15 protein-coding genes and 1 pseudogene are annotated in these 21,266 nt (G+C 36.7%); 10 read left to right on the forward strand and 6 right to left on the reverse strand.

The window, feature by feature from the left end; translation table 11 throughout:
* Nucleotides 1-42: 42 nt before the first annotated feature.
* On the forward strand, nucleotides 43-3,723 hold the full coding sequence (metH, locus tag ABN099_RS12315) for a methionine synthase (protein WP_349464102.1): 3,681 nt from the start codon (nucleotides 43-45) through the stop codon (nucleotides 3,721-3,723).
* Nucleotides 3,724-3,845: 122 nt separating this feature from the next.
* Complete coding sequence (locus tag ABN099_RS12320) at nucleotides 3,846-4,427, forward strand: hypothetical protein (RefSeq protein WP_349464103.1); 582 nt, start codon at nucleotides 3,846-3,848, stop codon at nucleotides 4,425-4,427.
* A gap of 47 nt (nucleotides 4,428-4,474) precedes the next feature.
* Here ABN099_RS12320 and ABN099_RS12325 read toward each other — a convergent pair whose 3' ends face one another.
* On the reverse strand, nucleotides 4,475-5,290 hold the full coding sequence (locus ABN099_RS12325) for a hypothetical protein (RefSeq protein WP_349464104.1): 816 nt from the start codon (nucleotides 5,288-5,290) through the stop codon (nucleotides 4,475-4,477).
* Between the two features lie 135 nt (nucleotides 5,291-5,425).
* Nucleotides 5,426-6,805, reverse strand: coding sequence for a lysine-sensitive aspartokinase 3 (gene lysC / locus ABN099_RS12330; RefSeq protein ID WP_349464106.1), 1,380 nt, complete (start codon nucleotides 6,803-6,805; stop codon nucleotides 5,426-5,428).
* Between the two features lie 266 nt (nucleotides 6,806-7,071).
* Here lysC and pgi point away from each other — a divergent pair, with 266 nt between their 5' ends.
* The 3 genes from pgi to ubiA all read left to right on the forward strand — a co-directional run bounded on the left by pgi (nucleotide 7,072) and on the right by ubiA (nucleotide 10,332).
* Nucleotides 7,072-8,718, forward strand: coding sequence for a glucose-6-phosphate isomerase (gene pgi, locus ABN099_RS12335; RefSeq protein ID WP_349464107.1), 1,647 nt, complete (start codon nucleotides 7,072-7,074; stop codon nucleotides 8,716-8,718).
* A gap of 220 nt (nucleotides 8,719-8,938) precedes the next feature.
* Nucleotides 8,939-9,448: a chorismate lyase gene (gene ubiC, locus ABN099_RS12340; RefSeq protein WP_349464108.1), complete on the forward strand. Its 510-nt coding sequence runs from the start codon at nucleotides 8,939-8,941 to the stop codon at nucleotides 9,446-9,448.
* A gap of 29 nt (nucleotides 9,449-9,477) precedes the next feature.
* Nucleotides 9,478-10,332 carry a 4-hydroxybenzoate octaprenyltransferase gene (gene ubiA / locus ABN099_RS12345; RefSeq protein WP_349464109.1) on the forward strand — a complete coding sequence of 285 codons (855 nt, stop codon included), beginning with the start codon at nucleotides 9,478-9,480 and terminating at the stop codon, nucleotides 10,330-10,332.
* A gap of 123 nt (nucleotides 10,333-10,455) precedes the next feature.
* Here ubiA and plsB read toward each other — a convergent pair whose 3' ends face one another.
* Nucleotides 10,456-12,939 carry a glycerol-3-phosphate 1-O-acyltransferase PlsB gene (gene plsB, locus ABN099_RS12350; RefSeq protein ID WP_349464110.1) on the reverse strand — a complete coding sequence of 828 codons (2,484 nt, stop codon included), beginning with the start codon at nucleotides 12,937-12,939 and terminating at the stop codon, nucleotides 10,456-10,458.
* A gap of 130 nt (nucleotides 12,940-13,069) precedes the next feature.
* Between plsB and ABN099_RS12355 the strand changes: the two genes are divergently transcribed.
* The 4 genes and pseudogenes from ABN099_RS12355 (at nucleotide 13,070) to ABN099_RS12370 (ending at nucleotide 14,835) form a co-directional block, all read left to right on the forward strand.
* Nucleotides 13,070-13,441 (forward strand): diacylglycerol kinase, encoded by a 372-nt coding sequence (locus ABN099_RS12355; RefSeq protein WP_349464111.1) that lies wholly within the window; start codon nucleotides 13,070-13,072, stop codon nucleotides 13,439-13,441.
* Nucleotides 13,442-13,568: 127 nt separating this feature from the next.
* Nucleotides 13,569-14,180, forward strand: coding sequence for a transcriptional repressor LexA (gene lexA, locus ABN099_RS12360; RefSeq protein ID WP_064721284.1), 612 nt, complete (start codon nucleotides 13,569-13,571; stop codon nucleotides 14,178-14,180).
* Nucleotides 14,181-14,340: 160 nt separating this feature from the next.
* Nucleotides 14,341-14,594, forward strand: a pseudogene (locus ABN099_RS12365) (type II toxin-antitoxin system RelB/DinJ family antitoxin).
* Nucleotides 14,584-14,835 carry a type II toxin-antitoxin system RelE family toxin gene (locus ABN099_RS12370; protein WP_349464112.1) on the forward strand — a complete coding sequence of 84 codons (252 nt, stop codon included), beginning with the start codon at nucleotides 14,584-14,586 and terminating at the stop codon, nucleotides 14,833-14,835. The pseudogene ABN099_RS12365 and the gene ABN099_RS12370 overlap by 11 nt, the downstream one beginning before the upstream one ends.
* A gap of 88 nt (nucleotides 14,836-14,923) precedes the next feature.
* On the opposite strand, the gene zur is transcribed toward ABN099_RS12370, so the two are convergent.
* Nucleotides 14,924-15,454 carry a zinc uptake transcriptional repressor Zur gene (gene zur / locus ABN099_RS12375; RefSeq protein ID WP_349464113.1) on the reverse strand — a complete coding sequence of 177 codons (531 nt, stop codon included), beginning with the start codon at nucleotides 15,452-15,454 and terminating at the stop codon, nucleotides 14,924-14,926.
* A gap of 286 nt (nucleotides 15,455-15,740) precedes the next feature.
* Here zur and ABN099_RS12380 point away from each other — a divergent pair, with 286 nt between their 5' ends.
* Entirely contained in the window at nucleotides 15,741-16,232 is a 492-nt protein-coding gene (locus ABN099_RS12380) for a mobile mystery protein A (RefSeq protein ID WP_349464114.1), read from the forward strand.
* A gap of 1,602 nt (nucleotides 16,233-17,834) precedes the next feature.
* On the opposite strand, the gene drt3b is transcribed toward ABN099_RS12380, so the two are convergent.
* Together drt3b and drt3a are read right to left on the reverse strand one after the other, a co-directional pair.
* Nucleotides 17,835-19,877, reverse strand: a complete 2,043-nt coding sequence (drt3b, locus tag ABN099_RS12385) for an antiviral reverse transcriptase Drt3b (protein WP_349464115.1) — start codon at nucleotides 19,875-19,877, stop codon at nucleotides 17,835-17,837.
* Nucleotides 19,870-21,219: an antiviral reverse transcriptase Drt3a gene (drt3a, locus tag ABN099_RS12390; RefSeq protein ID WP_349464116.1), complete on the reverse strand. Its 1,350-nt coding sequence runs from the start codon at nucleotides 21,217-21,219 to the stop codon at nucleotides 19,870-19,872. Before drt3a ends, drt3b begins: the two co-directional genes overlap by 8 nt.
* Between the last annotated feature and the right edge of the window lie 47 nt (nucleotides 21,220-21,266).

Below are 21,266 nucleotides of genomic sequence, written 5' to 3' on the forward strand. Positions count from 1 at the left end.
AAATAAAAATAACAAAAGCATTCTCTGTTAAGAGGAAACAACGTGGCAAACATAAAGCAACAGCTGACGCAAGCATTAGAAAAACGCATCTTAGTACTTGATGGTGCTATGGGTACGATGATCCAACAATATCAATTGAGTGAAGCTGACTATCGAGGTGAGCGATTTGCTGATTGGTCTTGTGATGTTAAAGGCAACAATGACCTTCTTGTTTTAACACAACCTCAAATTATCAGTGATATTCACGATGCTTATTTTAAAGCGGGAGCGGATATTATTGAAACCAATACGTTTAATGCCTCATCAATTGCCATGGCTGATTATCAAATGGAATCGCTATGTGCTGAAATTAATGAACAAGCCGCTCGTTTGGCAAAAAACAGCGCAGATAAATGGAGTGCATTAACACCAGAGAAACCGCGTTATGTTGCTGGTGTTCTAGGACCCACAAATCGTACAGCTTCTATTTCGCCGGATGTCAATGACCCCGCTTATCGTAATACTTCTTTTGACAAGCTGGTGGTTGCTTATCGAGAAGCAATTCGCGGATTAGTGAAAGGCGGTGTCGATTTAATCATGGTAGAAACCATTTTCGATACGCTTAATGCTAAAGCTGCTATTTTTGCGATTAAATGTGAGTTTGAAGCGCTCAATATTGCGCTACCTATCATGATTTCTGGCACTATCACTGATGCTTCAGGAAGAACATTAACGGGACAAACAACAGAAGCGTTTTATCACTCCTTGCGTCATGCGGATGCACTCTCTTTGGGTTTAAACTGCGCTTTGGGTCCAAAAGAATTACGCCAATATATTCAAACGCTCTCACAAATATCTGAAAGCTATGTTAGTGCTCACCCTAATGCGGGATTACCGAATGCTTTCGGTGGTTATGACTTAGATGCTAAAGAGATGGCAGAGCAAATTAAAGAGTGGGCTCAAGCGGGTTTTTTAAATATTGTGGGGGGCTGTTGTGGAACAACACCTGAACATATTTATGCTATTTCACACGCTGTAAAAGATATTCCACCAAGAAAATTACCAAATATTAAAAAAGCCTGTCGTCTTTCTGGTCTTGAGCCATTAATCATTGATGAAAATTCGCTATTTGTAAACGTAGGTGAAAGAACCAACGTAACGGGCTCAGCAAAATTTAAGCGCTTAATAAAAGAGGGGCAATATCAAGAAGCGTTAGATGTGGCACGTCAGCAAGTTGAAAATGGTGCACAGATTATTGATATCAATATGGATGAAGGCATGCTTGATGCTGTTGAAGCCATGACCCGCTTTCTTAATATGATTGCAGGCGAACCTGATATTGCCAAAGTACCTGTAATGATTGACTCCTCAAAATGGGATGTTATCGAACACGGTTTAAAGTGTATTCAAGGCAAAGGAATAGTGAACTCCATTTCAATGAAAGAGGGGGAAGCGCTATTTCTTGAACATGCAAAATTAGTACGCAAATATGGTGCTGCAGTTGTTGTTATGGCTTTTGATGAAGAAGGGCAGGCAGATACACGAGAACGTAAAATAGAAATTTGCCGTCGAGCTTACCAACTTCTTACTGAACAAGCCAAATTTCCACCTGAAGATATTATTTTTGACCCTAATATTTTTGCAGTTGCAACAGGTATTGCAGAACATAATAATTACGCAGTTGATTTTATTGAGGTTTGTGCAGATATTAAAGCACAACTTCCTTACGCCTTGATTTCTGGTGGTGTCTCTAACGTCTCATTCTCTTTTCGTGGTAACGATCCTGTTCGTGAAGCGATTCATTCTGTCTTTCTCTATTATGCGGTAAAAAATGGCATGGATATGGGAATTGTAAATGCAGGGCAATTGGCAATTTATGATTCTCTACCTGATGACCTACGTAATGCAGTAGAAGACGTTATTCTTAATCGTCATGAAGCGAGTACCGATAATTTATTAGCATTAGCAGAACGTTATCGCGGAACCAAGAGTGATGAACAAAACCATCAGCTCGCAGAGTGGCGGCAATGGGATGTGGAAAAACGTTTAGAATACGCTTTAGTAAAAGGTATAACTGAATTTATTGTTGAAGATACTGAATTATGTCGCCAGCAAGTTCCAATGCCTATAGAGGTAATTGAAGGACCATTGATGAATGGTATGAATACCGTGGGTGACTTGTTTGGTGAAGGTAAAATGTTTTTACCTCAAGTGGTCAAATCAGCAAGGGTAATGAAACAAGCCGTTGCTTATCTTGAACCTTATATTCAAGCATCAAAGCAAGCAGGAAGCTCAGCAGGTAAAATTTTATTAGCTACCGTAAAAGGGGATGTTCACGATATTGGTAAGAATATCGTTGGTGTCGTTTTACAGTGTAATAATTATGAGATTATTGATTTAGGCGTAATGGTACCTTGCGATAAAATCTTGCAAACAGCGATTGATGAAAACGTTGATATCATTGGGCTTTCGGGATTAATCACCCCTTCGCTTGATGAAATGGTTAATGTTGCCAAAGAGATGGAAAGGCGTGGATTTTCACTTCCTTTAATGATTGGTGGAGCAACCACTTCTAAAGCGCATACCGCAGTAAAAATAGAGCCTAATTACAGCCATCCTACGATTTATGTACAAAATGCGTCACGTACTGTCGGTGTTGTTGCGGCACTATTATCTTCAGCACAAAAAGCCGATTTTGTTGCTAAAACTCGCCGTGAATATGAAACCGTGCGCCAGCAACATGCAAGGAAGAAACCACGTACACCACCTGTATCATTGGAGATCGCAAGATCTAATGCATTAAAAATTGATTGGCAAAACTATACGCCACCAAAGCCAAATCAATTAGGTGTTCAAGAGATAACAGCAAGTATTGAAATATTACGTGAATATATCGACTGGACGCCATTCTTTATGACATGGTCGTTAGCGGGAAAATACCCACGTATATTAGAAGATGATGTTGTTGGTGAAGAAGCCAAACGCGTATTTGCAGATGCCAACGCGATGCTTGATAAATTAAGTTGTGAGAATTTATTAACACCAAAAGGTATTGTCGGGTTATTCCCAGCTAATCGTGTCGGTGATGATATTGTGATTTATCGCGATGAAACTAGACAACAACCGCTGTTATATAGCTGTCATTTACGTCAGCAAACAGAGAAAAAAGATTTTCCTAATTACTGCTTAGCTGATTTTATTGCCCCAGTAGAAAGTGATATTGCTGATTACTTTGGTGCTTTTGCAGTAACCGGAGGATTAGAAGAAGATACCTTAGCAAATGCTTATGATAATGCGCATGATGATTACAATAAAATTATGGTCAAAGCATTATCCGATAGGCTTGCAGAAGCCTTTGCAGAATATCTTCATCAACAAGTTAGAACCAAAATTTGGGGCTATAGTCCTGATGAAAATCTCTCTAATGACGAATTAATTAGAGAAAAATATCAAGGAGCAAGACCTGCGCCGGGGTATCCAGCTTGTCCTGAACACACTGAAAAAGCCAAAATCTGGCAATTGCTTGATGTAGAAAATCGTATCGGTATGAAATTAACAGATGCTTATGCAATGTGGCCAGGGGCTTCTGTTTCGGGCTGGTATTTTAGTCATCCTGATAGCAAGTATTTTGCTGTGGCTCAGATCCAAAAAGATCAAGTAGAAGATTACGCTAAGCGTCGTGAAATGAGTGTTACTGAAGTCGAGCGGTGGTTAGCCCCTAATTTAGGCTATGAGACCGAATAATCTAATTAATCATTTAAGTCATTATATAAACCATAGGGATAATAATCGCCCTATGGTTTTTTCTCTGGCAGTTGCGATTAAACCTGTTTAAGCTGTGAGTCTGTATTAGAAAAAAGGATATTATGATGAGCTATACGTTATATCTTCAGCAAACCCCACCTGCTGGCACTGTGTTTCCTTTCCCTGCCTTAGCTAAAGGTACTTATCCATTAAACGAAGTACTCATTAATGCCTTTTTAAATCTGATGCAGTTAACGGGTGCTTTAGATACGGATGCCATTATTGATGAACAAAGCTTTGATAAAATTTGGTTGAAAGCAGAAATGACACCCGCTCGAATAGAAGAAGTTGGTAACTATATTTATCATAAAACACCAACCTCACCCTTGCCTGTTGAAGAAGAGATTCAGTTATTTAAACAAGCAATGAAAGAAGAAGAAACGTTATTAGCCAAAGAGAGTGACAAAGAAGGTTGCATTCCAATTTATAAATTTACTACCAATGATGGTTGGATTGTCACTTCTAACGAGTGTGAAATTATCGCATCCACACTGACAGCTAAACGACTTGAAGAGAACCGTGTTTTTGTTGAAAAAATCGCGAAAATGTCTCATTTAGCACATCGTTCTTTAGAAATTGCCTTAATTGATTTCGGCAAATTTAATCAGTTTGCTAAGAAATGGGGCGGTTATCGGGTTTATTAAAAAATAGAAGATAGGCTTCTTTAAGAAAGAAGCCTATTAGACAAAATTTAGTTAATTTCCGAAGCCATTATTTTTATTTTATCTAGATGATAACCTATCATATTTAGATATTTATCATCGGTTAATTTTAAATGACTATCATTAAGTAAACTTAATTCTTCTTTATATCTATGAGTGGTGTTTTTCATATCATCAATAAACTTATTTAGATTTTTGTCATATATTTTAATTTCTTCTATATATTTTCTAATTTCGGCAGAGTTCATTATACTCTTGTCTTTAATATCATAACTATTGATTTTATTAAGAATGCTAGATTCGTGATTTTTGTATATTTCTTTTTTTTCAAGAAGGTTATTATCTTTTTTGTTGTTGATTTTTTCTATTATATTGTTGAAATAGACTGAATGATTGCTGATTGCTATTTTTAATATCTCCCCAGCATCTTTTATCTTATTAAATAACATTTCATTACTTGCTATAAGATTTTCTTTTGTATTTACTTCACTCTGTTGGCTTGTTTTGTTGATATGCTCTTTTTCAAGTTTATTTAACATAGTGTTATAATGTTTTATCGCAGTTATATTTTTATCTTTACACATGTTATTTATTTTCATTATTGATTCAATACATTTCTCATCTAATAAAGTGTTGTTTTTTATATCATGAGAAAAGGATTTATTGACCTCAATGTTTTTTAAAAAAGAAATAGTGTTTTTTTCTGCTGTTGTATAATTTTGAACTGTATTCTCGATAAAGTTAAGCTGATGTCTTATTTTATTAAGAATAGAATCTGCTTTGCTGGAAGTTATTTTTTCTGCATAATTTTTAATAAGATTACAAACATTATCATGTACTTTCATTTTAATTACTCCATTTAATAAAATTGGATTGTAATTAATAATTAATAAAGTTCTTTAAATTTTGCGTCTTTTATTTAATTAAGATTAAATTTTGAGAGAGATGAAATTTATCTCTCTCTTATAAAGGATGATTATTTAAAACAAGGTTTCATGCAGTTTTTTCACAATATTATCCGCATCTTTGCCATCAACTAATAAGCATAAATTGTGAGTACTTGCCCCATGAGTGATCATGCGAATATTGTAATTTTCTAATGCACCAAAGATTTTCACCCCTAAACCATTTACTTGCGATAAATCATTACCAATCACAGCGACTAAGGCTAAATCGTCTTCAACTTCAACACGGCAAAGCGCTGAAAGCTCAGTTAATAACGCATTAGTTAATAAGCTGCCTGAAGAACTCGTTGTACCGGTTGTATCGAGCGTTAAAGCAATACTCACTTCAGAGGTTGTAATTACATCAACCGAAATATGATGGCGCGATAAAATAGTAAAGATCTCAGCTAAAAAACCACGAGCATGGAGCATTTTTAAGCTATGTAGTGTTAATAAAGTCTGTTTTCTACGTAGTGCAATAGCACGGAAAACGGGTGGATTTTCTGTTTGCGCGCAAACTAATGTCCCCCCTTCTTCAGGGGCTTTACTTGAACCGACAAAAACAGGAATGCCACTACGTACTGCGGGTAGTAATGTGGCTGGGTGCAAAATCTTAGCACCAAAGGTTGCCATTTCGGCAGCTTCATCAAAGGCAATTTGATTAATACGATGTGCTGCTGGCACTATTCTTGGGTCGGTACTGTAAATGCCCGGTACATCCGTCCAAATATCAACTCGGGAAACACCTAATGCCTCGCCAATTAATGCTGCAGTATAGTCGCTACCTCCACGACCTAGGGTTGTGGTTCTGCCTTTCGGCTCTTGACCAATAAAACCTTGTGTTACAATCACCGTTTCTTCTAAACGCGGCTGAATAAGGTTTTGTGTGAGTTCGGTGAGCTGTGCCATATCAGGTTCAGCATGGCAGAATAGATCATTTGTTTTCATTACTTTTCTAACATCAAACCAGTCCGCTTGTACGCCTTTTTCACGCAGTAACTCAACAAATAATAGCGTTGACATTACTTCGCCATGACTCACTAGTTCATCAGTCAATGCATCGGAAGTAGCTAATGCCGCCGCTTCTGACAACATCTCAATATTCTCAAGTAGTCGATTTATTTCTTGAGAGATAATTTCAGGCTGAGATAGTTGGTTGATGATGGCATACTCAATATCACGTACTTGTTTGAGTAATATTTCTCGTTGTGAAGGTTCAGCCCCTGCGGCGAGTTCAATCAGCAAATTGGTAATGCCCGCTGAAGCAGAAAGAACCACGACACGAACTGACTTTTGTTTCAGGATAATATCTGCACATTTTTCCATCGCAGCAAAATTGGCAACACTGGTGCCACCAAATTTCGCAATAGTATATGAAGATGAAGGGAGTGAGGTAGTTGCAGTATTATCAGCCATTGTCGTATTCCTTTAGGCAAAAATGAGATATTGAACACAATTAGGAATATCGGTTATTAGGTAGAGAGTCAATGCAGAGTGAAGAATAATCAATTTAATTAATAATCACTCGATTATTATCGTTTTTACCTATGTTAGTAATTAATACTAGAATTGCTGAATGCTTTTGACCAATATCATTAAATGAGAAAGAATTGACCGTAATTATCAAAATGTCAGGCTACAATCTGATGATATTAGATTGAAACCTTAAGAGAGTATTGTGAATGAAAAATGTAAACCCAACTCATACCTTGGCATGGAAGGCATTAGAAGACCATTTTTTAGTGATCAAAAACACTGAAATGAAAACGTTGTTCTCTCAGGATACATCACGCTTTGAGAGTTTTTCTAGAACGTTTTCAGACCAAATTCTAGTGGATTTCTCAAAAAACCGTATTACGAAAGAAACATTAGAAAAATTGCAGGCTTTGGCTAAGGAATGTGATGTTGCTGGTGCGATAAAAAGCATGTTTGCTGGTGAAAAAATTAACCGCACTGAAGATCGTGCTGTGTTGCACACTGCATTACGTAATCGTAGCAATACCCCAGTTATTGTTGATGGCAAAGATGTGATGCCAGAAGTTAATGCAGTACTGAATAAAATGAAAAAATTCAGTCAGCGCATTATCAGTGGTGAATGGAAAGGCTATACAGGTAAAACAATTACCGATGTGGTCAATATTGGTATTGGTGGTTCTGATTTAGGCCCTTATATGGTAACAGAAGCACTACGTCCGTATAAAAATCATCTCACCATGCATTTTGTTTCTAACGTTGATGGTACACATATCGCTGAAACGCTGAAAAAATGTGACCCTGAAACAACACTTTTCTTGATTGCCTCTAAAACCTTTACGACGCAAGAGACCATGACAAATGCACACTCTGCCAGAGATTGGTTTTTAGCATCAGCAAAAGAGAGCGCTTTTGTTGCCAAACACTTTGTTGCGTTATCCACTAACAGCACTGAAGTTGAAAAATTTGGTATTGATACTGCCAATATGTTTGAGTTTTGGGATTGGGTCGGCGGTCGTTATTCATTATGGTCGGCTATCGGTTTATCTATCGCACTTTCTGTTGGTTATGATAATTTTGAGCAATTGCTCGAAGGTGCTCATGCAATGGATAACCATTTCCAAACGACAGCAGCAGAAAATAACCTCCCTATGATCCTTGCCCTGATTGGCATTTGGTATAACAATTTTTTTGGCACAGAAACTGAAGCGATTCTGCCATACGATCAATACATGCATCGTTTTGCTGCTTATTTCCAACAAGGAAATATGGAATCAAATGGTAAGTATATTGATCGCGATGGTAATGAGGTTAACTATCAAACGGGTCCTATTATTTGGGGTGAGCCAGGGACAAATGGTCAGCATGCGTTTTATCAATTAATTCATCAAGGAACCAAAATGATCCCTTGTGATTTTATTGCGCCTGCGATTAGCCATAACCCATTAAGTGATCACCATGCTAAGTTAATGTCTAACTTTTTTGCACAAACAGAAGCGTTAGCTTTTGGTAAAACGCGTGAACAAGTTGATGCAGAATTTGCCGCTGCAGGAAAAGATCCCGCAACCATGGGTTATGTTGCACCCTTTAAAGTTTTTGAAGGAAATCGCCCAACAAACTCTATTTTGCTCAAAGAAATTACGCCTTATTCACTGGGTGCATTAATTGCTATGTATGAGCATAAGATTTTTGTTCAGGGAGTGATTTTTAATATTTTCACCTTTGACCAATGGGGTGTTGAGTTAGGTAAACAATTAGCTAACCGTATTCTTCCTGAATTAAAAGGTAAGGAAAGTGTTAACAGCCATGATAGCTCAACAAATAACCTAATTAATCGCTATAAAGCATGGCGTTGATAAAATAAACCGAATATATGTAATAGGTTAGATAGAAGGAGGTTTATATGACCTCCTTTTTTTCTTGCCGGGTGTGATTTGATAACTTTTCTTTCTTAACGATTTTTTAGGTTATTTATGCGAAATGTTATCAGCTTTTAACTTCCGATAGTCACATCATGATATCCTTAAGGCATAATGATTCACAAAGTTAGGTCAATCAACACTTGATGATGAAATAATGTTCAAAAATTCAATAATTACCCATGCACCTATCCATTGGTTATCAAATGAGGAACAATCTAATGTCGAACAAGAGACATTAAGTTGGTTAATGGAATTAGGGTCAATGACACGACGTTTTGAGCAGCATTGCCAAAAAGTTACGGTAATGCCTTATCAAGAGGGATTTATCGATATTATTGAACCTGACGATGAAAAAGCCTGTTTACCTCAGAGTCAGCGCTATTGGTTAAGAGAAGTGGTGTTGTGTGGTGATGATGTACCTTGGTTATTAGGACGTACTTTAGTACCAGAAGAGACACTAACAGGTGAAGACCGTAAACTTGTGAATTTAAGAACAGTCCCTCTAGGGCGCTATCTGTTTCAGGAAACAACCTTAAGCCGTGATTTTATTTATATCGGGCAACAAAATGACTATTGGTTACGTCGTTCTCGTTTCCAGCTTTCAGATAAACCTTTATTATTAACCGAGGTGTTTTTACCTGCATCACCAGTGTATGAAAAGTAGTTAGGGGGAGCTAAAAAGTGGAGGGAAGTATGACGCACAATAAATGGCAGGCATATAGCCGTTTAATGCGTATAGATAAGCCTATCGGAGCGCTATTATTACTTTGGCCAACTTATTGGGCTTTATGGATTGCCGCTAAAGGCTTTCCTGATTGGCATATCCTGATTGTATTTACTATTGGTGTGTTCTCTATGCGTGCCGCTGGGTGTGTAATAAACGACTTTGCTGACAGAAAGATCGACGGCAGTGTTGAACGAACTAAAAACAGACCCTTACCTAGTGGAGCCGTAACCGAAAAAGAGAGCAAAATCATTTTTCTTGTTCTGGTTCTTTTCTCATTTGGATTAGTTCTAACATTAAACACGATGACAATTTGGTTATCGGTTGCTGGGTTGGCACTTGCGTGGTTTTACCCGTTTGTAAAAAGATTCAGTAATCTGCCACAACTTATTTTAGGTATGGCATTTGGTTGGTCAATTCCAATGGGTTTTGCTGCTGTTTCTGAAAGCCTACCCTTTGTGTGTTGGTTGCTATTTTTAATCAATATTATTTGGTCGGTAGTTTATGATACGCAATATGCCATGGTTGACCGCAATGATGATTTAAAAATAGGCGTAAAATCTACCGCGATTTTATTTGGTCGTTACGACAAAATAATTATTGGTAGTTTGCAATTGGTGATGTTGGCGTTATTAGTGGCTATTGGTATTATTTTAAACCTAAAAGGTATCTATTATTGGTCACTTTTATTGGTTACAGCACTGTTTATTTATCAACAGAAACTTATTGCAGAACGTGAACGCGCCCCTTGTTTTCAAGCTTTTATGAATAATAACTATGTTGGTTTTGTTCTATTTGCGGGTATTGTATTTAGCTATTTCTAAGATGATTTTTCTGTTAAATATTAGCGTATTGTAAAATTAAAAAGGGATAAGCCATGGCTTATCCCTTTTGTTTTTCATAAGATTGATGTTGTAGACAATATCAATTATCTAAACAATAAATGATCACTCATCAGCTTGCTTAGTAATCTCTTTATCTTCAGGGGTTACTGTGTTGTTATCTTCAGCAATTCCCACACTTTCAATGGTTAGGCGAATTTCAGGTGACATCAATTTGGCAATCACTTGGTAAAGTGCTGAAGCATCTGCTTTTAGGATATCTTCATTATCATTGAGATAGCCTTCTTCACGTAGCGTTGAAACTAATGTTGAGAACACTGCCTTATCAAAGAACTCAGGCGCATTAATACCATGCAACACGGAAAGACGCTGTGCCAAAATACGACTCTCTTTTTCTAGTAATGAACGACTAATTTCTGGTGCGAAGTTCAGTAAAGAGAGTGTAATGCCATAGCGTTGTAAGGTTTCTCTTACGCTTGCAGCAAGCAGTTGTAATGGACGAATACGTGCTGGATTGATACGTAATAAACCATCACTATCACAACAAATAAGACGCTGACGACATAACTCGGCAATCAGTGTGTTAATCACTTCAGGGAGTTCTTCTTTTTCATAACGGATAAATAACTCCGCTTTAATAAGAGGGAAGATTAACTCAACCTGTTGCATTAAATCATCACGATGAATGCGTTCGTGGTGCAGAATAATACTGGCAATCAACGATGGGGTTATCATCAAGTGAATTGTATTATTACGATAGTAAGTCATTAATACTGCGCTTTCACGAGGAAGTACCACAATATCACCTAGACTGTCTTTTTCCACTTGGAATTTATCTGATTGCAGTGCGTGTTCTAATAACGCTTCTGCACTCTTATCAGAGACAATCATATCGGTTGAATAAGGAACGTTGCGCAATAGTTGAAGATAACTATCGACTTGCTCTAACAGTTGTTCTCTGGTGAGTGCGCGCTGACGAGATGCAAGCAGTGCTGTTGAAACGAGGTTAATCGCATTAATAGACGCTGCGTTGTTAATATTTACCATAATGTTATCAGCCAATGAGCTTACCGCTGGGTTTAACCAGCTTGGGCGCTGTGGCTCGATAGGATCAATATCATCACGCCATTGTGGCACGACCTGATTTAGGTATTGTGCAACAGAAATAGGCTCACCAAAGTTAACATAACCTTGACCCAGATTACGTAGTTTACGCAGACCTTTGATCATCTGCATAAAGCCTTCTTTCTCTTTGGTCGCACCACGTAACTCTTTGGCATAAGTTGCCACTTCCATCACGTGTTCATAACCAATATAAATAGGCACGACAGAAATAGGGCGGGTTTCACCACGTAACATGGCTTGAACTGTCATTGAAAGTGTTCCTGTTTTAGGATCTAACAATCGACCAGTTCGTGAACGACCACCTTCAACAAAGTATTCAATAGAGTATCCACGAGAGAATAACTCACCTAAATATTCGCGGAAAATGGTGGAATATAACTTATTACCTTTAAAGGTTCTTCGTATAAAGAAGGCACCTAAGCGGCGGAATATCGGACCTGCTGGCCAGAAATTCAAGTTAATACCCGCAGCAATATGTGGTGGCACTAATCCTTGGTGATAAAGCACATAGGAAAGCAGCAGATAATCCATATGACTACGGTGACAAGGTACATAGACAATTTCATGTCCATCTTGCGCCAATTGGCGAACACGTTCAGCATTGTAAACGTTAATACCTTGATAGAGTTTATTCCATGTCCAACTTAATACACGGTCGCTAATGCGCACAGCTTCGTAAGAGAAGTTGGCTGCAATTTCTTCCATAATATCCGTGGCATTTTTGCGAGCTTTATCCAGCGAGATTTTTTTCGCTTTTGATTCATCTTCAATGGCTTTTTCAATGGCTTTTGATGCCAATAGCTTATTAAAGAGATCTTGGCGTGCTGGCAGTTTAGGACCCACGGCTGCAAGGCGTTGACGAGAAAAATGAATACGAGCAACACGTGCGAGTTTTCTCGCTATGCTGGTATCTGTGCCATGTTCATTCGCCATCTCTCGCATTGAGACTGTGGGGGAGAAACGAACAAAGCTATCTCGACCAAGCCATAGGATCGCCATAAATTTCTGGATCCCATTGAGCAATCTTAGGTGAGGAACGCCATTATGACCTTCTCGACCAGGAGATCGACCAAACATCACAGAAACTGGCAACATCTCAATATCAAGATGTGGGTTATTGCGATGCGCATCGAGATATGCATGGAATGTTTTTACCGAGTCTTTACGCGGATCGGGTGAGTAATAGCGAAAGAGCCTTGGGCCATCGTCGATAAAGACATAGGCAGGCAATTTTGTTCCACTAATTTCGATAGGTTGCAGTGGATCAGGCAAGCCTAAAGACAAACATTGCTGTCGTAATGTAAGTAAGTCAGCCTTAGAATGATAAGGCAGAACATAAAGGAAAGATCGCGACGTATCTAACCCTAATTCTGTGATAGGATCAGTCGGAACTCGTTTGCTTTTTACCAGTAATTTTAGTGGTAAATTCAATGTGTTATAATATAGTTTACGCCAAGCTGACATAAATAGTTGTAGCCTCTTATTAGCAATACTTTGAAAGCATAACAGAAAGTCTTTCTGAGATCTGTGGTGCTGTGACAATATTAATAGAGAAAAGTGGCAAAATAATAGTGTGTTTTCGATAGAGTTTATTATGGCTAATCAAAATAAAGGTTTTACCCGTATCATAAAAGCGGGTGGTTATTCATACAAAGGCATTCGTGCAGCATGGATCAATGAAGCTGCATTTAGACAAGAAGCCATTGTGATGTTGGTAGCAATTATCCTTGCATTCTTCATTGATGTCAGTGGTCTAGAGCGCATTTTACTCATCGGTTCCGTCGTGCTGGTGGTAATTTTGGAACTTGTTAATAGCGCAATCGAAGCCGTTGTTGACCGCATTGGTCCAGAACACCATGAACTATCAGGTCGAGCTAAAGATATGGGCTCTGCCGCTGTTCTCATTGCTATTATATTGGGATTATTTACTTGGGGAACTATTCTTTGGGGACATTTCTTCTCTTAACGATGAAAAAATCAGTTTCAGCCCAAAAATAATCCAAAGATGAGTGTTTTATATTCATTTGTGGTTTCAAATCTGCATATACCTGTATATACTCACAGTCTGACTGTATAAACAAACAGGGGGCGGAATGAAAGCATTAACTGCAAGGCAGCAGCAGGTTTACGATTTGGTTCGTGATCACATTTCGCAAACGGGTATGCCACCAACACGGGCTGAAATAGCTTCCCAACTTGGGTTTCGCTCACCAAATGCGGCAGAAGAGCACTTAAAAGCTCTTGCTCGTAAAGGCGTGATAGAAATTATCTCTGGTGCATCTAGAGGTATCCGTTTGCTACTAGAAGAAGAGCCAGATGGCTTGCCATTAATTGGGCGAGTTGCTGCTGGTGAACCACTTTTAGCGCAAGAACATATCGAAAGCCATTATCAAGTTGATCCTGCATTATTTAAACCGAGTGCAGATTTTTTATTACGTGTTAATGGTATGTCGATGAAAGATATCGGTATTATGGATGGCGATTTACTTGCTGTACATAAAACTCAAGATGTTCATAACGGACAAGTTATTGTTGCTCGCATCGAAGATGAAGTAACGGTAAAACGCTTTAAGAAAAGCGGTAATAAAATTGAACTTCATGCCGAAAACCCTGAGTTTTCACCAATCATTGTCGATTTACGTGAGCAAAGCTTTACTGTTGAAGGTTTAGCGGTTGGCGTTATCCGTAATGGTGAATGGCTGTAAGTTTTACCAAAGTAAGTCAGAATAATTCGTTTCGATAGAATGCAGATGATGTGATAATTCACAAAATCATCTGCATTTTTTATTTCTAATTTGTATGAAAAAACACCATCGCACTACAAATGTCATTACAATATGATGAGTTTTAATTACGGAGGTGCTTATGACAACAATACAAGTTAGAGTAGACGACGAGCTAAAAAAGAAGCTTATCAAGTGTTTGAAAAAATGAACCTATCTCCTTCAGATGCTATAAGATTGTTTCTACGTTATGTTTCTGAAAATGAAAAGTTACCTTTCTCTGAAGTTTCTGTCGTTGTTGGTGAACAAGATGAAGATGAGGATATTTTAGCTGTTGTACGTGAACGTTTGAAGAAACCATGTAAACGTATAAGAGTAAATATTGATGATCTTTAATATTGAGTTTGATAAGCGTGCATTAAAAGAATGGCAGAAACTCGATCAAAGCATTAAAGAACAATTTAAAAAGAAATTAAAAAAATTACAGGAAAACCCTTATATAGAGTCTGCTCGCTTAAAAGGTGATCTCTCGGGTTGTTATAAGATTAAATTACGAGCATCTGGTTTTCGATTGCTTTACCAAATTATTGATTCAGAAGTCGTTATTTTAGTTATTGCTATTGGTAAGCGTGAATAAAGTAAAGCTTATTCATTAGCTGAGATAAGAATTAAAAAGTACAACACATATTAGCCAGCAATTAGCTGGCTTTTTGTATTTTATAAGCTCAACGAGGCTTATAGTCGCCGGTTTTTCTCTGCTTGAGATTCTCATCCATACTATGGTCATGATGACAACCTTCAGGATGTGTACACTTTTGGGCTTCTTGGCATTGTGAACATAAGCCGTGGATCTCAATTACGCTATGGCGCAAATGGAAGCCACTCTCTTTTGCCAATATCTCAATGGCATTTTCAATATGATGGCTGTTTTTTTCTGTAACAGATAAACAGCGATCACAAATCAGCATCACTGAAGTGTGTTCTATATCATCGAAATGATGACAAAGCACATAACTATTGGTGGATTCTATCTTATGGATAAATCCCTGTTCTAATAAAAACTCTAATCCACGATAAACCGTAGGTGGTTTAGCTTGCGGTTCAACTTGTCTGAGTAAATCTAGCAAATCATAAGCGCTGATAGCACTAGGTTGCTGCACTATAAGACGCAATACTGCCAGACGTTGTGACGTCAGGCGGACACCTCGTTTCTGGCAGATCTTTTCTGCCTGAGCGAGCAATTTCTCTTCATTCATGGGGATAAGATGCTCTCAGACGTTATTAATAACAGTGATCCTACCATATTTTCCAAGAGTAAACCTTTGTGGAAAGTGGGGTTTTGTGAAAATAACTTTGCTAATTTAATTTCCTGTAATGCCTTTCTGATGACGATTTCATTGAGATAAAAGTAAGTATTTGTATCTGATTTTGATGACGCATTTAAGTTGAGTGTATCTATTTTTAAATACACTCTATTATTTAATGTATCTTATTTAAGATACATTAATGGTTGTTAACTCGCTATGAAAGGAGAAGGTAATAATGAATTTCTTCAAAACTACAAATGATAAAAATATTGTAAAACATATAGTTATAAAACAATATCAAGCCATCGCTAATTCCTTTCTTGGTTGCAAGTTACCACGTACGCCTAAAGAAGGGTGGGTAAGAACTATTCGTAAAGCACTTGATATGTCTGGTGCTCAATTGGCGGAGAAACTAGATTCAAGCCGAAATAGAATATCTATCCTTGAACGTAGAGAGATAGAGGGTGATATCACGCTTAACCAATTGAAATCACTTGCTGAACAACTAAATTGCGATTTCACTTATGCTTTAGTCCCTAAAAAGCCTGTAGAAGAAATTATTGAAGATAGAGTGACAGAAATTGCGATTCAAAGCTTAGATAGCAATGCTCAAAATATGTTTTTAGAAGCACAGTCTATTGATAAAAAAGCTCAAGAGCATCTACTTGAGCAAGCAAAAAAAGAAATTATTGCCTCTGGTGGTCGGATTATTTGGAAAAAATATTAAGGAGGATATTTGCTTAAAATAATTGATGAACCAGAAGGTGTAACACCTTTAACGCCAGATAATATGCAGGGCTTAAGATATCAGCATCTAGAGACTCGTGCTCAGCTCAATGAATTAGTTATACACAGTAAAAAAAAGTTTATTTATCATCATATAAAGTGTTTTTCTCATATGTAAAGCAAGGTGGTTTACATGGGAAAAAACAGGTTTACATGATAAATTCGGTTAGAACAAACCACAAAAAACCCAGCCTAGGCTGGGTTAATTTTTTATGTCTGTTTTATATATTCCAATTAGAATGGTTCTGCTTACCTGATAAGTGTAAGCCTAAAACTAAATAAATATTAATTTAATATATCTCAATGAATTGAAGTGCCTATCCACCTATAAAAAAACATAATTGTAAGTTTTTTAGTAAAATATTCATAATTATGACCGTTAAACATTACACTATTGCCTACAACTACTATGCCGATGTTTAGTCAAGAATCCAGTTTGAATGGAGCAATTCTGTTTTCGGAAGATTGCCGTCTGCCTCTAAACCTCGACCGGTAAGCTATGGACCAACCCTGTGGCAAAACGCTGGAAGCCAACAAGCTCAGCCGCAATAGTGAGTTATAGTTTGAACTGGTAGAAAACGCGCCAGATGTGTTTTACGATACCGAAGCGGAACTAATTGAACTTGAATTGAGGGCCATTGATTTCCCTAGCAAGTGAACCGTGAATCATGCTAAGGATCTGCATAAACTGATACAGGTATTATGATTGAAGATAAAATGATAATTAAAAAGAAGGATATAAATGTACTCGACACCTTGTAAGTATTTTACTTATGAGGACTGAAATGAGCACCTTTAACACTCGAAAGGACCGTAATCCTGACGGCACTCCAAAAGCGCATAATCTTAAGCAGTATGACCGCTACCCCAGCATGCGAGCTTTTTACAACAAGTCGCCAGCGTGGTGGAACCGCATGTATACCACCAAAAGGCGTAGAGCAAACGACCGGCAAAATATCTATCTAGTAATAGATGGCCAAGACCCAGAAAGTTTGCTGTGGTTGCCTGACAGTTTTCCGCAAATTTTTTACTGGTAACGATATAAAAAAATTGAAGATTATGTATGAAAAAGTAAAGCCGGGTAGATGCCCTGCTTTACTTTTATCGCTGTGGATTTTCTGTTGGTTACCTACGCCCCGTTGATTAATACACCGAGAGTTGTAGGGAAATTTCACCGAACGCCTTGTTCATGTTCTTATTATATTTGTGATAATCAACCATGGTGAAAACATTCCAGAACTCCGTGAAAACTCATGGTATAATGATTAGTTAACATTAAGTTTTTAAGAGAATTGCCAAGCTAGTTTTGACTGGTGTATCTAATCCGATGTGTATTCAAGCTGGAAAGAATGGTACCTAAGTCACCTTAGTCTCGACAACCCCCTACTACATAGGCCAAAAGCTCTGTAGTAGGGGGCTACCTCAACGGAAAGGCTCAGACGAATCTTTCCAAACACGATCCCCATGCATAGGGCAATCATGCCTGTTAGCGCTGGTGTGTGCGGCTGCAAACAGCCATTAAGGATGCCTGATGCGCTTCCTCTTAGTATACAGCGTTGCTAAGTTTCGCGTCCAGTTCCTTCGCAAAATCAAAGTCATTCCATTTGGTAAACCAATATTTATTTAATGATATGATTCTTTTCACATACGATTCTTCAATACCATAACGTGAAAGAAGAGCCTTTTTAAAAGAAACTGGTATGTATGGGCAAACAACTAGATCCAACGTTAAGTGAACTAGTTCAGACTCACTTAAAAGAGTGTCAACCTTCATGCTATAAATATTTTCAATATGAAGCAAAAGATGCTTCCTGACGCCATCAAATCTTTTTTTGTCACTCATGTAAAAAATCAAGGAAGTAATAGAGAAGTAATTTAAATTTTCATCAAATGAATAAACACCACCATCACAGTCAATACTAAAATACTTCATTAAGCTTTTTTCACCTAACCAGTAATATTTACCAAGCTGCCTCATTAGCACTAATAAATACAATGTTTCGATAGGCGTTGTTTTATCAACAGAATACTTATCTAAAATAGAGCAGGAATTATCGAATACACATTTAAATACAACGTGTTGATATTCCTCGCCTAGTTTCTGATCTCTAACAAACATAATTACTTGCTGAATTATTCTGCATAATTTTATGGTGCTATTTACTTTAGGAGCAACTGCATATATAAAATATGTAAAATTAACCACAGATACGATCGCATTAATTAGTTGGCGATCACCACCTTCATCTTTTTGAAGTTTTTTAAAATCTTTAAAAAGCTTCTTAATCTTCCTTTCAATTATAGACAATGAATAGTTTAAGATATCAGAATATGTTATTCCTGAAACAGAAAGTATAGATTTAAAGTCGGTAGATAAGCTATTTTGATGTATGTAGACATTACCTTTCTTGGAATCTTCGTTTAAAGAACCATCATCCGTAATATTATAAGATATTCTCTCCGATATCAAATTCGCTATTTTTTTCTTGGCAATAGTTATTGACGTTATTATTGGGCGAGAAAACTTCTCCTCTTTATATTTATTTAAACTTAGCTTATAAGTTTTTAGATTTTTCTGAGCGCTTATTTTTACCTTATTAAACACATCATCATCATTATAAAAAATGAAGAAGTCATCGACATAGCGATATACTTGATAATCCTCCCCAAGAACTAAACCATCTTTATTAAGATCATTGATGATATTGTTATCCACTGACTGCATTATTATCTCGGCAAAAATTCTCGATAACTCCGGCCCAATTATTATTCCATTTGTTTCATTATAGTTAGACCTCTGCATTAATTGATCAAATTTAAATGGGAATGTCGATTGCGTTTTACTTAACTGTTGCTTTGCATAATTTTTTTGCAAAACAGCCCATGAAATTGAATGGGTGTAAATTGAATCAAAACAATTCGACACATCTAATTTAGAGAGGAAATTAAAACGCTTTTCACACCAATGATGATCTTCAGACTCATAAAACTCAAAAATATTTCGGTATTTCTTATAAACAAAAAAAGATTTTAAATTTTCATAATCCTGACCTTCAACCTCAATACTTAAGTCTTCTTTTTCAAAACTTTCAATAAGAGACTTTGAATCAATGTAAGTACAACCAGCGACCCTTTTTGCTGATCTAAGACTAAATGGACTAACATTAGAATAGTATGTTATCAAATCTTTGTAATTTTTATAGAAATCAACACCTAATAACTGACTCTTAGGATGCATCAGAGACAAATATCTGTATTCTTTATGTTTATGCGAAATTGGAAAAGTAAAGGCAATGCTAGGCAGTTTAGCATATTTGATATTTGTTATAGTATAACTAATGCCCTTGACAACTTTATCGAAAGTTGCAGTATCCTGTTCCAGACCTAATAAAAGTAGAATTAAACTATTTAAACAGCCATCTTTCTTCAACCATATGAAATTCAATCCGTCATGTTTTATTTGATGCTTAACAATAAAATTGTAGAAATGTCTGTTTGAAAAAATAATAGGTACTTCATATGGTAAAAAATCGGAAAGGACTACCCGCTCTATGGGAAAATTTATAGATAACGCTTTTTTAGACATGTGACCATCCCTTAGATATATCTCTAAATTCGATAAAGCTAAACTTCCTGAAGATTTTATCTTCAAAACCTTTATTAAATGAAAATCTACTAATTTTCTTCTTTAGTTTCTGATCTTGCAATCCATTTATTTTATTTGACAAATAAAAATCCAATCCATTTAAATCAGACAAATCAGTTATGAATCTATTGCTAAAATATATGCCAACAAAGGCTTTTGACTTACTATTATAAAGCCGAGTGTTTCCGGTAAGGAATTTCATCCTGAGTATAATATTTTTTGCTGCTCTCTTTGGTGTTTTACTAAAACTTTTATTATATTCGTCAAATGTTTTATCAATTCTACTTCTAATCTTTTGAACTTTATTAGAACTCATCTTTATACTACAACCTCCAGCTGTCAGTTGGAATTTATAGCCCAGATACTCAAAGTTCTTATTAGATTGTGTAAACAAATCCAATTCTTCTGTTTTATTATTAAGACACAATCCACGATTATTTATAATGCTAGTGATTTTGGGAAGATAGTCACATGTATTCCCCCCCTTATTTGGCGAGAAAATTATTATTAAATCATCTACAAATCGCTCATAATAAGTAACATCTGGCAAGGACCTTATTTTATCATCTACAACGCTCATGTACAGCTCAGACAAATAAGAACTTATGCCTACACCACGAGGCACTCCTTTATCCAACCCAGTTAAATTCTGATATTCTCTAATTAACTGAGTAATCACCCGGCGTGGTGGAACAGATAATTGAGGTGATGAATGCAACAATTCCAATAAGGACTTATGATTTATGGATTCATAAAAACTTTCAACATCCGCCCTAATTATATATTTTGGACTCATTTCCTTAGCCAAAGCGCTCAGGCGACTGACGATCAAATCCCTATTATTTGATTTTATTGTATATAATGAGCTCAAAATGTGTTTTATTTGCCGAGATACAAATAATGCTTCAACTGTATTCCCAATTGAATATACACTTTTATTCTTTACTTGGTTTGGCAATAAAATCAAAGGTAAAGTGTACCCTTTTGCACTGACACTATTTGCAATAACACTCAACTTACTATTCACTTCAATATTATATTGTTCTTTTCTTAGTTTAATGTGCTCATTAATTATACGCCTCCTTTCTTCAAATATATCCATGCTAATCTGACCACTTCTCTGCCTTCTTGCCAACCAATAAATAAAACCTTTTAACTTTGTAATTTTCTTACTGACTTTATAGGCGTCAGGAAAGTATTCAACCTCTAAAGAACCTTTATTTTTCCTATCCAGGTCGTAAATTATTCTAAAATTTCTCGCTGAAAAAGACTGGTCAATCATTTTCAATCCCCCTTATAAAATTTTACGGATAATTTCACTACCGAGAT

The sequence above is a fragment of the Proteus hauseri genome (assembly GCF_040139125.1).
Lineage (GTDB): Bacteria > Pseudomonadota > Gammaproteobacteria > Enterobacterales > Enterobacteriaceae > Proteus > Proteus hauseri_B.

What these genes read in the sequence shown, in the direction of transcription:
- lexA (WP_064721284.1), top strand. Translation starts at nt 13,569, where the DNA reads ATGAAAGCATTAACTGCAAGGCAGCAGCAGGTTTACGATTTGGTTCGT.
- ABN099_RS12355 (WP_349464111.1), top strand. Translation starts at nt 13,070, where the DNA reads ATGGCTAATCAAAATAAAGGTTTTACCCGTATCATAAAAGCGGGTGGT.
- ABN099_RS12380 (WP_349464114.1), top strand. Translation starts at nt 15,741, where the DNA reads ATGAATTTCTTCAAAACTACAAATGATAAAAATATTGTAAAACATATA.
- ubiA (WP_349464109.1), top strand. Translation starts at nt 9,478, where the DNA reads ATGACGCACAATAAATGGCAGGCATATAGCCGTTTAATGCGTATAGAT.
- ABN099_RS12370 (WP_349464112.1), top strand. Translation starts at nt 14,584, where the DNA reads ATGATCTTTAATATTGAGTTTGATAAGCGTGCATTAAAAGAATGGCAG.
- drt3b (WP_349464115.1), bottom strand. Translation starts at nt 19,877, where the DNA reads ATGTCTAAAAAAGCGTTATCTATAAATTTTCCCATAGAGCGGGTAGTC.
- zur (WP_349464113.1), bottom strand. Translation starts at nt 15,454, where the DNA reads ATGAATGAAGAGAAATTGCTCGCTCAGGCAGAAAAGATCTGCCAGAAA.
- lysC (WP_349464106.1), bottom strand. Translation starts at nt 6,805, where the DNA reads ATGGCTGATAATACTGCAACTACCTCACTCCCTTCATCTTCATATACT.
- drt3a (WP_349464116.1), bottom strand. Translation starts at nt 21,219, where the DNA reads ATGATTGACCAGTCTTTTTCAGCGAGAAATTTTAGAATAATTTACGAC.
- ABN099_RS12320 (WP_349464103.1), top strand. Translation starts at nt 3,846, where the DNA reads ATGATGAGCTATACGTTATATCTTCAGCAAACCCCACCTGCTGGCACT.
- ABN099_RS12325 (WP_349464104.1), bottom strand. Translation starts at nt 5,290, where the DNA reads ATGAAAGTACATGATAATGTTTGTAATCTTATTAAAAATTATGCAGAA.
- pgi (WP_349464107.1), top strand. Translation starts at nt 7,072, where the DNA reads ATGAAAAATGTAAACCCAACTCATACCTTGGCATGGAAGGCATTAGAA.
- ubiC (WP_349464108.1), top strand. Translation starts at nt 8,939, where the DNA reads ATGTTCAAAAATTCAATAATTACCCATGCACCTATCCATTGGTTATCA.
- plsB (WP_349464110.1), bottom strand. Translation starts at nt 12,939, where the DNA reads ATGTCAGCTTGGCGTAAACTATATTATAACACATTGAATTTACCACTA.